Here is a 14602-nt window from a genome sequence, read left to right as displayed (position 1 = left end):
CAGGACGGTGGCAGGCGGGGGCGCCGGGCGGTGGATGGCGGGGCTCAGGACGGGGGCGCAGGGGCGCGGGGCGGTGCGCGGCGGGGCGGTGGGCGGCGGGGCGCAGGACGGTGGGATCGGCGGTGCTGCCTCCTTTCCCGTGACGGGCGCGGTGGGGCCACGGACGCGCCCCCGTCAGGGCGTGAAGCGCTCCGCCCCGGCCCCGGAGAGCAGCCCCGGCGGCACCCGCCGTCCGTACGTCACCAGCAGCAGGTGCTCGGCCCGCCCCTCCACTCGCAGCGCCCCCTGCCCGTACGACCAGTCCAGATCCGTGGCCCGTAGCCGAACGTCCTCCAGCCGGGCGCCGAAGAAGCGCAGGCTTCGGGCCGAGACCGAGCCCAGCAGGGCCGCGGCCCGGGGCAGCGGGAGGCGCGCGGGCAGGCCGAGGGCGACGGTGACGTCGAGGCCGTGGACGACGTCGTGGGCGAGGGCCGCGATCCGGCCGCCGACCGGGGGCCGCCACGGGTGCTCGGCGTGCTCGGCCAGGACGGCGGCGAGTCGGGCCTCGGTGAGGGCGGCGGCGTCGCGGCGGGCGATCCGGTCGGCCATCCGGTGGACGTTGCCGCCGGAGCGGGCGAGTTCCCCGAGCGTCCGGGCCGTGGAGTGCCGGAAGCCGGTGCTCATGTGCGCGACCACCTCGCGGACCCGCCAGCCCTCGCACAGCGAGGGCGAGTTCCACTGCTCGGCGGTGAGGCCCGCGAACACCTCGGCGAGCTCCCGCCGTTCGGCCGCGATCTGCTCGCGGATCCACCCGATGTCCTGCTCCTGCTGCACGCTGTTCATGCCCCCAGCCTGCGGTCTGGGGCTGTGACCCGTCCAAGACCGGTCGGTTCTGCCACCTATGATCAACAGTTATGGAACTCCGGCAGCTCCAGTACTTCGTCACCGTCGCCCAGCACGGCAACTTCACCCGGGCGGCCGAGCTGCTGCACCTGAGCCAGCCCGGAGTGAGCGCCCAGATCCGCCGACTGGAGCGGGAGTTGGGCCACCAGTTGCTCGACCGAACGGGCCGCGCGGTGCGACTGACCAGGGTCGGCGAGGCGGTGCTGCCGCACGCGCGTGCCGCGCTCGCCGCGGCGGCGACCGCCCGGCGGACGGCGCAGGAGTTCGACGGCCTGCGTCGCGGACGCGTGCGGCTCGGCATGATCGCGGGCGCCGCGCTCACCCCACCGCCGGCCCTGGGCACCTTCCCCGGACTGGCCACCACCCTCGCGGCCTTCCGCCAGGAGCACCCCGGCATCGACTTCTCGCTGGCCGAGGACACCACCGCCCGGATGCTCGGCTGCCTGCGCGAGGGGCGGCTGGACCTCGCCGTGATCGGCCTGCCGACCGCCGCGAGCGGGCGGGAGGGGGACGACGGCTGGACGGCGCTGTCCGGGCTCGCCCTGCACCCGGTGCTGGAGGTCCCGTTGGTCGCGCTCTGCCCGCCCGGCCATCCGCTCGCCGCCGCGGACGGACCACTGCCGGTCGCCGCGCTCGCCGGGCACGCGCTGGTGAGCACGCCGCGCGGCACCGGTCTGCGGACGGCGCTGGAACGTGCCCTCGCCGCGTCAGGGGCGGCCCCGACCGTGGCCGTCGAGGCCGCCGCGCCACCGCAGTTGGCCGAACTCGCCGCGCACGGGCTGGGCGTGGCGGTGCTGCCGGATCCGGGGCCCGCCGCCGGACTGCCGGTCCGGCTGCTGACCGGCCCCGTCCCCCGGGTGCGGATCGCGCTGGTCTGGCCGACCGGGCGGCCGCCGGAACCGCCGACCGCCGCCCTGCTGGCCCATCTGCGCGCCGCCTACCCGGCGCCGTGTCGGGCCGGCCGCCCGGGGCGGCGGTGACGGGCCGCTGCGCGGGCCCGTGACGAGCCGCCACCCCGGTCGCGACGGCACCGCTACGGGGCCCGCGACGGGACCGCTACCCGGCCGCTGCCGCGCCGTCGCCGATGTGCAGCACCGCCGACGCCCCCCCGAAGCTCGCCCGGTCGAATGAGTAGCCCTGCTGCGGGGCCGTGTCCGTGCGGGCCGAGCCCTCGCCGGGCGTCGGCGGCTCCACCAGGGCCCAGGCGGCGTCCGCCCGCTGCCCCAGCACCGCCTCGTACGTCCCCGTCGCCGGCTCGGCCAGCCCCAGCACCTCGCTGCGCCCGAGGCTGCCGGCGACGAACACGTACCGCTCCCCCAGCAGCGGACCGATGATGCGACCCGCACCGTTCCAGCGGCAGTCCAGTTCGCCGGCCGACCAGGCGCTCGGGGCCTGTTGGAGGTGCAGGTTGTGGGAGAACACCAGAGTCGGCCCGCGGTCGGCCTCGACCGCCCGGATGTCCAGCAGGTTCTGCGCCATCAACGCGTCCCGCAGCCCGAGCAGGCCGGACACCCGGTCGCCCAGTCCGAGGCCCTGGATCGCCGCCTGCGCGTGGTAGCGCAGCAGCCCGAGCCCGGCCTGCAGCCGAGTCCGGGCCCGGAGCCACTCGGCGCGTGCAGTCGCTTCGATCAACTCCGGTGCCCGAAGATAGAGTTGGGTCAGCAGGTCGTCGGCGGTCCGGCGCAGCCGGGCGGCCTCCGGGCTCCCGCCGGGAGAGCTCCCCGCGTCCAGCACCGCCTGCTCCCGACTCCAGCGCTCGTCCTCGCCCGCCAACTCGGCGATGTCGGCGCCGAGATCGATGCCGGGGCCGATGCCGGGGCCGGGGCCGGGGCCGAGTCGGAGATAGTCACGGGCGTGTTCGAGGTAGCCGCGCGGGCTGGGCGCCACGGTGTTCTCGGTCGGGATGTCGAAACCGTGGAAGGCCAGCCGCTCGGCCGGCTCCCGGTCGCGGTTGAACTCGCGCATCCAGGCGACGAGTTCGCGGTTGCCCGGCTGAGCACCGAAGCCGTGGGTGAAGCCCTCGTCGAGTACCGCGTCGAGGCTGCCCACGCCGTGCTGGACGTAGTCGTCCACGGCGAACGCGGCCACCCGGTCGGTCTCCAGCGCGATCGAGCGGAAGCCCCGTTCCACCAGTTGGGCGAACAGCCGGTTGCGGACCCGCCCGAAGGCCGGCTCCTGGTGCGTCGGCTCGCCGAGCGCCAGCAGTTCGCAGGAAGGGGTGAGGAAATCTCGGATGTCCTGACTCATGGACCTCAAGCGTATCCTTGAAGGCTCGGTTGAGACTTTTCCCCTCTCCTGCCGGTGTTTGCCGGCAAAACCTTCAAACGGGAGGACACACTGCTGTGCGCCCCGCCGACCTCGCCCGCGAGCACGGAATCTCCACCCAGGCCGTGCGCAACTACGAGCGCGACGGCTTCCTCCCACCCGCCGAGCGCACCCCCAGCGGCTACCGGATCTACACCGCGCTGCACGCCGCCGCCCTGCGGGCCTTCCTCGCCCTCGTCCCCGCGTACGGCCACGCGACCGCGGGTCTGGTCATGGCCGCCCTGCACGCCGCCCGCCCGGACGAGGCGCTGACGGCCATCGACCGGGGCCACGCCCAACTGCTGCGCGACCGGGAGACGCTCACCGCGGTCCGCCGGGCCGTCGACCACCTCTCCGCCGAACAGGCCGAACCCGTCGAGATCCATGGCGCGCGCCCCGGCCCGTCCCCCCGCCCGCTCCAAGGCCCGCTCAGCATCGGCGAACTCGCCCACCGCCTCGGCCTCACTCCCGCCACCCTGCGCTCCTGGGAGACCGCGGGCATCCTCACCCCGCCCCGCGACCGCGCCACCGGCCACCGCCTCTACCACCCCGAGGACATCCGCGACGCCGAACTCGCCCACCTGCTCCGCCGCGGTGGCTACCCGCTGCCCCACATCGCCACCGTGGTCCAGCAGATCCGCACGGCGGGCGGGACGGCCGGCCTCGCCGAGGCCCTCGACGGCTGGCAGCACCGCCTCACCGCCCGCGGCCGGGCGATGCTCACGGCCGCCGCGTTCCTCGACGCCTACCTGTCGCTGTCCACCGATCCGCCGGACTGGTCCGCCGGGGAACCGGCCGGGCGCAGCGGGAGCGGAACGCCGACCGGCGCGAAGTAGGGCGACGCACAGCCCGTGATGGTCGAGGCCGCCCCCGGCGTCCACGACCTGGCGCGGGCAGTCGAGCGGCAGCTTCTGACGGGCGATCAATTCTCTTTCGCACCAGCGCGGCTGACAGTCGCCCCCATCCGGGAGAGTGAGCGGTCCGGGAGCGTGAGGAGGAAGAGCAGGGCTGCGCCGCCGAGCATGGACAGCGCGAGGTGGTGCAGGCCGGCCGTGGTGGCGCCGTGCGGGAAGAAGGCGGCGTTCGCGGCCGAGGCCGCCATCGCCCCGAGGTACGTGAAGGTTCGCAACAGCCCGGCCGCGGAGCCGATGGCGGCCGGGTCGGCCTGGTGGTACAGCGCGGTCTGGTTGCCGAGCCCGATCAGCCCCTGCGGTACGCCCGCCAGCACTCCGACCGCGACCAGCAGGACCAGCGGGCTCGCGGATCCGGCCAGCAGCAGGGCGGCGCAGGCCGCCGTTTGGAGCGCCGCCCCGACCACCAGCTTGCCGCGCACCGCCGGACTGCGACCGGTCAGGCTGGAGACCGTGAGCGCACTGAGGGAGAGCGGGAGCAGCACCAGCCCGGCGGAGGCGGCGCTCAGCCCGCGCCCCTCCTCCAACCACTGGGTGTAGCCGTAGAGGAAGGCGTAGACGGTGGTGTAGCCGAGCACCTGGCGCAGATAGGTGGCGACCAGCGGACGGTTGCGGACGAGTGCCCGCAGGTCGATGAACGGGCTGCGGGCACCGCACTCCCGCAGCGCGAAGCCGACGCCGGCCAGGAGGGCGAGCACCGGCAGGTACCAGTGGGCGGAGCTCGGCTTCATCACGAACAGCATCGACGCCAGCAGCAGGACGGCGAACAGCGCGATCCCGGCGTGGTCGAGCCGCTCCCCGCCCTTGCGGCGCGGGGGCGCGACCGGCAACCGGAGCACCCCGAGCGCCAGACAGGCCAGCGACAGCGGGAGGTTGACGGCGAAGATCGTCCGCCAGCCGCCCAGCCCGATCAGCAGCCCTCCGAGGGTCGGCCCGACCACGGCGATGGTCTGGTTGGCGACGGCGAGCACCGTCAGCACCCCGGTGGGACTGCTCCGACCGGTGCGCTCGGCCTCGCTACGGGTGAGGTGCATCGCGGCGGGGTAGGCGGCGGAGGTGCCGATCCCGAGGAGCACCCGGGCGACGATCAGCAGGGCGAAGGAGGGCGCGAGCGCACCGGCCAGTCCCGCGAGGCCGACCAGCGCCGTCCCCGCCAGGTAGAGCCGACGGGGCCCGTAGCCGTCCACCAGCCGTCCGATCACCGGCTGGCCGACGGCGGTGGCCAGGTAGAGCGCGGTCACCAGCCAGGCGGTCTCGGCGGGTGGCGCGCCGAAGGCGGTGCCGATGGGCACCAGGGCCACCGCGATCATCGAGGAGTTGATCGGGTTGAGCACCGAGCCCAGCACCATCGGGACGAGCAGCCGGCGGTTGAACCCACCGTCCTCAGCCGGCTTCCGGCACTCCTGACGGCGCGACCGGAGCCGCGCCAGCAGTGTCGTCGGGCCGGTCATCGCCGGTTCAGCCGATCCATCAGGGCCAACGCCGTCAATACGGTCGTGCGTTCGGCCTCGGTGAAACCCTCCTGGAACGCCCGGGCCAGCCACTCCTCGCGGGCCCTACGGCTGTCCGCGATCCACGCCAGTCCCGTCTCGCTCAGGCCGACCAGCTGACGGCGCCCGTCCTCTGGATCGGGACGGCGAACGACCAGCCCGTGTTCCTCCAGCACGGCCAGCGTGGCCGCCATCGACTGCGGGCGGACCCGCTCCGCGGCGGCCAGCGCACTCGCGGAGGCCGGCCCGTCCGTGATCAGGCGGCTGAGTACGGCGGTCTGGGACGGCGTGAGGCCGCTCGCACCCTGCCCCTTCTCCTGGAGGGTCCGGCGCAGACGACTGATGACGGCACGGAGCTCCCGGGCGGCCAGCGTGGCGGAATCTGCCCGGCCGGCCGCATCGGGGCGCCCGACGGGATGGGCGGCGGCGGAACAGGCAGGATCGGCCAGGGCTTCAGGGATCACGCGGGCGGTTCGCTTCTCGGTCACGGTTCCACGCTAATTTCATCAGTCCAAACTGTCCAGCCTTGCTGTATATATCTTTCGGCCGACCCCGCCGCCCCGAGCCCCCCGAGCCCCCCGAGCCCCCGATAATGGCGGCATGATCGACAAGCAGCTCCGCGTCGTCCTCGCCGAGGACTCGGTGATTCTCCGGGAGGGGATGGTCGAGCTCCTGACCGCCCGCGGCTGCGCGGTGGTCGCCACCGCCGGGACCGCCCCCGAACTGGTCGCCGCCGTCACCGAACACCGGCCCGACGTGGCCGTGGTGGACATCCGGATGCCGCCCACCCACACCGACGAGGGCATCCGGGCCGCGGTCGAGATCCGCGCCACCGTGCCCGGGGTCGGGATCCTGGTCTTCTCCCAGCACGTGGAGACCGCCTGGGCCGCCCGGCTGATGGCCGGCGGCGCGGCCGGCATCGGCTACCTGCTCAAGGAACGGGTCGCCCGCACCTCCGAGCTCGTCGACGCACTGCACCGGGTGGCCACGGGCGGTACGGCGCTCGACCCGGAAATCGTCAACGGGCTGATGCACGGCGGACGGCGCAGCCTGGTGGAGTCACTCACCGTCCGCGAGCGCGAGGTGCTGGAGCTGATGGCCCAGGGCCACTCCAACCGCTCGATCGCCGGACTGCTGGTGGTGTCCGAGCGGGCGGTGGAGAAGCACGTCGCGGCCGTGTTCACCAAGTTCGACCTGCCCGCGACGGAGGCCGACAACCGGCGGGTCAAGGCCGTCCTGGCCTACCTCGCGGAGACCGGAGCCTGAGGCGCGAGCCAGAGGTCCGAAGCCTGAGACCCCGAAGCCTGAGAACCCGGAGCCTGAGGCCCGGAAGCCCCGCCGGCCCGACCCACCGACGCACCGCGCCGCCCCCGACACATCGACCTGCACGGGGCACCGCCGCACCTGCCCGCCGGGGTACCACGCCTCCGTCCGGCGGACTCGTCACAACCTGCTCGGCAGCTCGGCGGTGACGACCGTCGGCCCGCCGGACGGGCTCTCCACCCGCAGCACCCCGTCCACCGCCGCCAGCCGGTCGGCCAGTCCCGTCAACCCCGTGCCCGCACCGCGTCCGATCGCGGCGCCGCCACGCCCGTCGTCGCGAACCGTCAACCGGACCAGCCCGTCGACCGCGCTCGCGCTCACCTCGGCCGTCCGCGCGCCGCTGTGCTTGGCGAGGTTGGTGAGCAGTTCGGCGGCACAGAAGTAGACCGCCCGCTCGATCACCTCCGCCGGCCGCTCCCGCAGGTCCAGCCGGACCGTCACCGGCACCGGCGAGCTGGCGGTCAGCCCGGACAGGGCCTCGGCCAACCCGCCGTCCAGCGCCACCGGATGGATGCCCCTGGTCAGCCGGCGCAGTCCGGCGATGGTGTCGTCGGTCTGCCCACGCGCCCGGTCGACCAGGGTGCGCAGCCGCCCGAGGTCGGGACCGGGCGAGTGCCCGGCCCGAGCCCCTGGGGTGTGGGCACTGCCGGGCGCGTGGCGGCCGTCGGCCCCGGGCACCTGCGGCTCGCCGAGGGCGTCGTCGGCCAGCGAGAGGGTGATGGCGAGTGCGACCAACTGCGCCTGGGTGCCGTCGTGCAGGTCGCGTTCGAGCCGCCGCAGCCGGTCCGTGCTCTCGGCGAGCAGCGTGGCACGGGCGTTCTCCAGCTCACTCACCCGCTGCTGAGAGCGCACCGGCCCGAGCAGCCCCTGGGCCAGCGCACGGTTGGCCCGGCTCAGGGCCCGCAGTGCGGCCGGTGCGGCGGCGAGCACCACGAGGCCGGCCGGTGGCCCGGCGCCGTCCAGCCAGCCGACCGGGCGTGGGCCCGGCTCCAGCAGCCGCACCCACAGCGGGAAGCCGGCCAGCCACACCGCGACCAGCGGCAGGCCGACGGCGGCCAGGAAGCCGAGCGCCCCGAGCGGCAGCCGTAGCAGGAGGTAGAGGAGCGCCCGCCAGGCCACCGGGTCGGTCAGCACCACCCGTCCCCGGGCCAGCACGCCCGAGGGCCGCGCCAACGGCGGTGGCGCGGCGACCCGCTCGCCCAGCAACCGGCCGACCAGCCGTCGGTGCAGGCTGCCGAGCCCCCGTGCACCGACCAGGGCGACCGCGACGAACGGCAGCCCCAGGACGGTGAGCGAGAGCAGGGCCCCCGCGTAGAGCACCGCCACGGCGTAGACCGCGCCCAAGACTCCGAGCGGCAACCCGAGAACGGCGAACGCCACCTCGCCGCCCCGGACCGACAGCCTCCGCCGCCACCTACTCACCACACGCCTCACCCATCACCGATCAACCGGCCCCAGCATTCCCCAGACGCCACCCGAACCGCCGCACGCCCCGGACCATCCGTCACACCGGTTCCTCCCTCCCGTACGCCACACCTGCCTCACCTCGCGCGCCCACCTCCTCACCCCCGCTCCCCGCCCACCTCCTCCACCGCACGCCCACCGATCGCCCGGAGCCCGGTGCCCACGATCCCCGGCACCGTCAGCACCGCCGCACCCGCCACCACCCAGCCGCAGGCCGCTCCCGGCACCACCGGCAGCACCGAGCCGGTGACCGCCACGCTGAACGCCCCGGTCGCCGCACCCGCCACGGCCGCCCCCAGCAGCACGCCCACCACCGTAATCAGCGCGGCCTCGACGGAGAGCATCCGCAGCAGCTGCCGCCGCGTCGCCCCGACCAGTCGGAGCAGTGCGAACTCGCGGCGCCGGTCGGCGGTCAGCGCGACCAGGGTGTTGACCGTGGAGACCGCCGCGAAGCAGACCAGCAGGCCGAGTTCCGCCTGCCGCAGCCAGACGTCGCTCGCCTTGGTGACGCTGGTGGTGGCTCCTGTCGCCCGGGCCGCCTGTTCCGCGGTGCTGGTCATGATCAGCATCGTCGCGGCGAGCCCGACCAGCAGCGCGACGGGGACCACGGCCGAGGAGAGCCGCACCGCGTAGCCGCGCAGGTTGGCCTCCGCCAGCCAGCCGGCCCGTGGGAGCAGCAGCCGGGCCGGGACGCCGAGCACCGTCGCCAGCAGCCGGGCCGCGACCGGCCCCAGCAGCGCGACCGCGACCAGCAGCACCAGCGAACCGAGCATGGCTGCCTGCCCCGCCTTGTCCAGCTCTCCGGCCGGTCGGCCGGCGGCCAGCCGCAGCAGCAGGACGCCGCCCGCCAGCACCACCGCGCCGGCCAGCAACCGCGCCGCGCCCGCCCGGCGCTGCCCGACCGCGCCGTCGGTGAGTGCGGCGGCCGGGGCGGGTCGGGTGATCCGCCGGGCCGTGAGCGCGGTGGCCGCGCGGCCGACCAGCAGTGCCACACCGAGCGCGACGAACACCGGCACCGGCGTCCCGGGTATCCGCAGGCCGGGCGCGGCCATTCCGCGCCGCTGCAGGGCGGCGAGGAAGGCCCGGGCGGCCAGGAGGCCTCCCGCACAGCCGGGCACGGCCGCCATCAGCACGGTCGCCGTGACCTGGGCACGCACCACCCGCCGGATCTGCCGGGGCGTGGCCGCCACCGTCCGCAGCAGGGCGAGGTCACGGTGCTGCTGGCGGAGGGTGAAGCCGAGCGCGTTGACCACCACGAACAGCGCGACCAGTACGGCGATCTCCCCGAACGCCCCCGCGATCACCACCAGGCCGGGCCCCTCCACCGGAACCCGCGCGACGGCTCGCGGAGCCGTGAGCTGCGCCGCGACCAGCGAGCCGAACAGCGTCACCGCCCCCGTCGCCAGGAACAGCGCCACTGCCAGCCCGGCGAACGCCGCTGGGCGACGCCGGATCTGGCCGACCGCCAGCGTCGGCACGGTACCGATCACGATCCTCATCCTCCCAGCCTGCTCAGCCGCTCGCCCACCTGCGCCGCCGTCGGCCGGACCAGTTCGTCGACCAGGACGCCGTCGGCCAGCAGCAGCACCCGGTCCGCGTACCCGGCAGCCACCGGATCGTGGGTGACCATCACGCACGTCTGCCCGTCCGCGTCCACCCCCGCGCGCAGCAGGTCGAGGATGTCGTGCCCGGTCGCCCGGTCCAGCGCGCCCGTGGGCTCGTCGGCGAACAGCACCTCGGGACGGGCGACCAGCGCCCGGGCGATCGCCACCCGCTGCTGCTGGCCGCCGGACAGCTCGCCGGGCCGGCGGCGCTCCCGCCCCGCCAGGCCGACCCGGGCGAGCGCCTCCCGCACCCGCGCCCGGTCCGGCGGGTGCCCGGCCAGCCGCCCGGGCAGTTCGACGTTCTGCGCGACCGTCATGGCGGGCATCAGATTGAAGGCCTGGAAGACGAACCCGACCCTGGTGCGCCGCAGCTCGGCAAGCCGCCGCTCGGGCAGGCCGGAAACCTCCGTGTCACCCCAGCGGACGGTGCCCCGGCTGGGGCGGTCCATCCCGGCCAGGCAGTGCAGCAGGGTGGTCTTGCCCGAGCCGGAGGGCCCCATCACCGCCGTGAAGGTGCCCGGCGCGAAGGCCACGGACACCCCGCGCAGCGCCCGGACGGCGGCCGCGCCCCGCCCGTACTCCCGGTGCAGCCCCGCGCCGGTGAGCGCCGTACCCGTCACCCCGCCCTGCGCCGCCGCGACGGCGGCTGTCGTCATCCCGTTCATACCCCCGATCATGGACATCCGGGACCGTCGGATCGATTGTGCTGGCACCCCAATCCGGGGTTCGGAAAACCGAACCCCGCAGGTGGTGCTACATCCCCTCGCGCCGGTTCCGCCCCCGCAGCCACACCGGCCGGGTCAAGGACGCCGGCCTGCACCAGGTCGCCGTACTCGGCGGTGGCGGCGTTGCGCCGCTGGCCGATGTCCGGCTCGGACAGTCCGTCGCCACCGCCCGTGCAGGCGGTGCCGTCCGTTCCCCGCCCTCCCACGGCACCCCAGGCCGGCCCGCCCCTCCCGGCCCGCCCCTCTCCGTTCCCGGCGAAAACCGGACTCCCGGACGAGCCTCCGAGGAGGGATCATGATCGGGTGACCATCGACCTGCTCCCCGGCCGCGGCGTCCGTCTGCCCGCTCCGCTGCCCGAGCTGCGGTTCGGACTCTCGGAGGCGGCCGTGCGGGCGCTGCTGGCCCCGCACGGCGAGCTGCTGCCGGGCGGGGTGCACCCGGTGTTCGTCTGCGGCTCCCGCTGGGCGCTGGCCTTCCGCCTCCCCGGGGTGACCGTCACGCTCTCCTCCGGCGGCGGCGACGGCAGCGACAGCGACGTCCTTGAGGGCATCGGGGTGGGCCGGACCCCGGACGACGACCGCTCCGCATGCCCGGTCGGGTACCTCGGGATCGACGTGTTCGGCTGGCCGGCCCACGAGTTGGCCGAGGCGCTGCGCGCCGAGGGCCTGCCGGTGCCCGACCCGGAGCACGGCACGCTGCGCCACACCCACCTCTACCTCCACCGGAGTTCGGCCCGCCCCGCACGCCCGGCGCCCGGCCGGAAGCCGCGCCACGAGGCCCCCTACTACTTCGACTACGTCTCCCTCCACCGCACGGCAGCCGAGGCCGCCATCACCACGCACCCGACCGGCAGTGCCACCGGTCCGCACGACGCGGCGTTCCTCCCCCGCCTGGAACTCTCCGCGCGCCCGGCCGAGCGGCCGATCACCGAACCGGTCCCCAAGCTCGGCGGCGAGCCATGCTGGCTGGCCGAGCCCTCTTGGCCGCTCTCCCCCGACACCGGTGAACCGATGGTGTTCATCGGGCAGTTCCCCGTCCCCGGCGCGGAGGAGCGGCTGGCGTACCTCTTCCTGGCGGAGGTCGACGGCGTCATGGGCGGCCTCGATCCGGAGGCCGGCGACGGCGTCCTGCTGGTCCAACCCGGAGGCCGGATACCGCCGTTCGCCGTCATCGGCCCGCCCGGCACCCGCGGCCGCACCCTCTGGCGCCGCGACGGCGACGCCGGACCCGGCGGCGACGAACCCCGCGGCCACGAACCCGGCGGCGCCGGACCCCGCGGCCACGAACCCCGCGGCGACGAACCCCGCCGCAAAGGGACGACCCCGGTCGAGTTCCGCCTCGATCTGCTGCCGCTGTCCGCCGAGGCCCACCGGTCGATGGACCAGCGCGCCGCCTTCCAGCGGCACCTGCGCGGCGAGGGCCCCGAAGTGCCCTTTCCTGACGGCGAGCACGTGTTCGACCACCTCGGCGGTCTCCCGTCCTTCCCGAGCGGACGGGCCGGCCTCCCGCCGCCCTGGCGCTACTTCTTCGCCCTCTCGGACGCCCGGGAGGACGACGATCCGTACTTCCTGAACTTCGGTTACGGCGTCGGCTTCGGCTTCCTCAGTCCGGACGGTCTGGAGGGCCGCTTCTGCTGGCAAGCCACCTGACCCGGGGAAGCCCCGGCACCGTGCCCCACCTGTACCCGATGCCCGTACCCCTTCAAGGAGTCACCGTGTCCACCACCCCCCTCACCGTCGCCGTCCTCGGCCCGGGCGGCGTCGGCGGCCTGCTCGGCGGTCTGCTCGCGCGCGACGGCCACCGGGTCATCTGCCTGGCCGGCGAGCAGACCGCGGCCGTCCTCGCCCGGGACGGACTGCACGTGCGCAGCGGCCAGTTCGGAGAGTTCACCGCCCGGGTGGAGGCCGCCACCGAACTGCGCGAGCCGGTCGACGCCGCCTTCGTGACCGTCAAGGAGACGGCCCTGGTGCCCGCGCTCGACCGGATGCCCCCGCAGGCCGTCGGCCCCGGGATCGTGGTTCCGCTGCTCAACGGTCTCGACCACATGGCGGTGCTGCGCGAGCGCTACCCGACCGGGCGGGTGGTGGCCGGGACGATCCGGGTCGAGGCCACCCGGACCGCCCCCGGCCGGATCGAGCACACCAGCCCGTTCGCTGCCGTCGAACTGGCGGCGCCCGTCGAGGAGTTCGCGGAGCAGCTGCGGCACGCCGGGCTGGACGTGGCCCTGCGCGAGGACGAGACGGCGATGCTCTGGAGCAAGCTGTCCTTCCTCGCCCCCTTCGCCCTGCTGACCACCCGGCACGCCGACGGCATCGGTGTCGTGCGTACCGAGCACCGGAGTGAACTCCTCGCCGTCCTGGACGAGATCGCCGCCGTCACCGGGGCGATCGGCGCCCCGGCCGACCCCCGGACGCTGCTGGCCGCCTTCGACCGGATCCCCGGGGCGATGAAGTCCTCGATGCAACGCGATGTCGAGGCGGGCCGGCCGACCGAGCTCGACGCCATCGGCGGCGCCGTGCTGCGGGCCGCCGCCGCGCACTCCGTCCCCACCCCGACCATCACCCGCCTGGTCCGCGAACTGTCCTGAGGGGGCAGGGCGGGTCAGCGGCCGATCGCGGTAGTGGAACGGTGAACCGCGGTCGGTTGCGGGCCGGTCGGCGACAGGAGTAGAAATCCACGGGTGACGCCAGCCGACCGCCGCAGCACCCCCGCGTGGAGCCACGTCGAACAGTTCCTCCGCGCCCACGACGCCGACCGGATCCCGCACCCGGGCGGCACCCTGCTGGAGCACCTGACCAGGGTGGCCGCCCTGTTGGCGGACTGGGGCGCCGACTCCGCCGTCCAGGCCGCCGGGCTCTGCCACGCCGCCTACGGGACCGACGGGTTCGACGGCGCCCTGCTGGCCGTGGACGAACGGGACACCCTGGTCGAACTGGTGGGCGAGCGCGCCGAGGCGCTCGTCTACCTCTACGCCAGCTGCGGCCGGGCCGCCGTCTACCCGCGGCTGGGCCGGGACGAAGCGCCGCTGTTCCACGACCGGTTCACCGGACGGGACCACACCCCGCCGGAGGAGGACCTGCGGGCCTTCCTCGCCATCACGGCCGCCAACGAGCTCGACGTGTTCACCCACAACGCGGAGCTGGCCGCCCGCTACGGCCCCGCCCTGTACGAACTGCTGTCCCGCACCAGGGATTTGCTCCCGACCATCGCCTGGCAGGCCTGGCACGGGAAATTCGGGCAATCGACCCGAATCAGCTGACGTGACGTCAACGACTTTATTTTTCAGCGGCTTTCGTCGATCGTTCACTTGTCGTGCCGGAACCACCGCACGAGGACCGTGCGTTCTCGAAGGCGGGAGGGATACAGACATGACAAAGAAGCCGTACCGACTTGCCGCAGCCGCGACCGCACTGCTCCTGGCGGCCCCCTTGTTCACCGCGTGCAGGAACGCCGACGAGGCCCTCGACTGCGGTAAGCGGGCGATCAGCCTCACCGGCGATGTCCAGGACCTCACCGACTCCGCGCTCAACGTCGGCCAGATCACCGACGAGAGTCGGCGCAAACACACCGTGGACGCCCTGAAGAGGATCGTCGAGGACACCAAGAGGATCCGCAGGGACGGGGACGGCAAGCTCGACGCGGCCGCCGACAGGCTGTCCAAGGCCGTCGACAGGGCCCAGGACGCCGTCTCCCACGGGAAGGAGCCCGACTTCGGACCGATCGGCGACGCCGCCGGCGAGCTGACCAAGTCCTGCGCCGGAGCCTGACCCCAGCGGCCGGGAGCACCGACCGACCCCGGCGCTCCCGGCCCGTCGCCACCGCCCGGCCCGTCGCCACCGCCCGGCCCGTCGCCATCGCCCGGCCCGTCGCGACCTCCCGACCGCCGCCAGGCGGTAGG

14 protein-coding genes are annotated in these 14602 nt (G+C 74.8%); 7 read left to right on the top strand and 7 right to left on the bottom strand.

The features are described from left to right. Positions 1–174: 174 nt before the first annotated feature. Positions 175–822 (bottom strand): maleylpyruvate isomerase family mycothiol-dependent enzyme, encoded by a 648-nt coding sequence (locus ACFV1W_RS19565; protein ID WP_380418118.1) that lies wholly within the window; start codon positions 820–822, stop codon positions 175–177. Between the two features lie 71 nt (positions 823–893). On the opposite strand from ACFV1W_RS19565, the gene ACFV1W_RS19560 reads away from it, so the two are divergent. Continuing rightward, a complete protein-coding gene (locus tag ACFV1W_RS19560) occupies positions 894–1862 on the top strand; it encodes a LysR family transcriptional regulator (protein WP_380418116.1) in 969 nt (322 codons plus the stop codon). 76 nt (positions 1863–1938) lie between these two features. On the opposite strand, the gene ACFV1W_RS19555 is transcribed toward ACFV1W_RS19560, so the two are convergent. Continuing rightward, positions 1939–3129, bottom strand: coding sequence for an erythromycin esterase family protein (locus ACFV1W_RS19555; protein ID WP_380418114.1), 1191 nt, complete (start codon positions 3127–3129; stop codon positions 1939–1941). Between the two features lie 95 nt (positions 3130–3224). On the opposite strand from ACFV1W_RS19555, the gene ACFV1W_RS19550 reads away from it, so the two are divergent. Then, positions 3225–4022, top strand: coding sequence for a TioE family transcriptional regulator (locus ACFV1W_RS19550; protein ID WP_380418112.1), 798 nt, complete (start codon positions 3225–3227; stop codon positions 4020–4022). Between the two features lie 86 nt (positions 4023–4108). On the opposite strand, the gene ACFV1W_RS19545 is transcribed toward ACFV1W_RS19550, so the two are convergent. Then, positions 4109–5548, bottom strand: a complete 1440-nt coding sequence (locus tag ACFV1W_RS19545) for an MFS transporter (RefSeq protein ID WP_380418110.1) — start codon at positions 5546–5548, stop codon at positions 4109–4111. Next, positions 5545–5958: a MarR family winged helix-turn-helix transcriptional regulator gene (locus ACFV1W_RS19540; RefSeq protein WP_380418211.1), complete on the bottom strand. Its 414-nt coding sequence runs from the start codon at positions 5956–5958 to the stop codon at positions 5545–5547. The genes ACFV1W_RS19545 and ACFV1W_RS19540 overlap by 4 nt, the downstream gene beginning before the upstream one ends. Positions 5959–6187: 229 nt before the next feature. Here ACFV1W_RS19540 and ACFV1W_RS19535 point away from each other — a divergent pair, with 229 nt between their 5' ends. After that, complete coding sequence (locus ACFV1W_RS19535; protein ID WP_380418108.1) at positions 6188–6853, top strand: response regulator; 666 nt, start codon at positions 6188–6190, stop codon at positions 6851–6853. 177 nt (positions 6854–7030) lie between these two features. Here ACFV1W_RS19535 and ACFV1W_RS19530 read toward each other — a convergent pair whose 3' ends face one another. The 3 genes from ACFV1W_RS19530 to ACFV1W_RS19520 all read right to left on the bottom strand — a co-directional run bounded on the left by ACFV1W_RS19530 (position 7031) and on the right by ACFV1W_RS19520 (position 10643). Beyond that, entirely contained in the window at positions 7031–8254 is a 1224-nt protein-coding gene (locus tag ACFV1W_RS19530) for a sensor histidine kinase (protein ID WP_380418106.1), read from the bottom strand. A 218-nt stretch (positions 8255–8472) separates the two neighbouring features. Continuing rightward, complete coding sequence (locus ACFV1W_RS19525) at positions 8473–9864, bottom strand: FtsX-like permease family protein (protein WP_380418104.1); 1392 nt, start codon at positions 9862–9864, stop codon at positions 8473–8475. Positions 9865–9869: 5 nt separating this feature from the next. After that, positions 9870–10643 carry an ABC transporter ATP-binding protein gene (locus ACFV1W_RS19520; RefSeq protein WP_380418102.1) on the bottom strand — a complete coding sequence of 258 codons (774 nt, stop codon included), beginning with the start codon at positions 10641–10643 and terminating at the stop codon, positions 9870–9872. Between the two features lie 363 nt (positions 10644–11006). Between ACFV1W_RS19520 and ACFV1W_RS19515 the strand changes: the two genes are divergently transcribed. From ACFV1W_RS19515 to ACFV1W_RS19500, 4 genes are all read left to right on the top strand, one after another. Further along, entirely contained in the window at positions 11007–12353 is a 1347-nt protein-coding gene (locus ACFV1W_RS19515) for a hypothetical protein (protein ID WP_380418100.1), read from the top strand. 38 nt (positions 12354–12391) lie between these two features. Continuing rightward, a complete protein-coding gene (locus tag ACFV1W_RS19510) occupies positions 12392–13291 on the top strand; it encodes a ketopantoate reductase family protein (protein WP_380418098.1) in 900 nt (299 codons plus the stop codon). Positions 13292–13384: 93 nt separating this feature from the next. Next, complete coding sequence (locus ACFV1W_RS19505) at positions 13385–13963, top strand: DUF6817 domain-containing protein (protein WP_380418097.1); 579 nt, start codon at positions 13385–13387, stop codon at positions 13961–13963. A gap of 109 nt (positions 13964–14072) precedes the next feature. After that, positions 14073–14471 (top strand): hypothetical protein, encoded by a 399-nt coding sequence (locus ACFV1W_RS19500; RefSeq protein WP_380418095.1) that lies wholly within the window; start codon positions 14073–14075, stop codon positions 14469–14471. The last annotated feature ends 131 nt before the right edge of the window (positions 14472–14602 follow it).

Origin of the sequence: Kitasatospora sp. NPDC059648 (genome assembly GCF_042734825.1) — a bacterium.
Taxonomy (GTDB): Bacteria; Actinomycetota; Actinomycetes; order Streptomycetales; family Streptomycetaceae; genus Kitasatospora.
The sequence above is the reverse complement of the archived record's forward strand: the minus strand, read 5'-3'. Positions and strand labels throughout refer to the sequence as shown.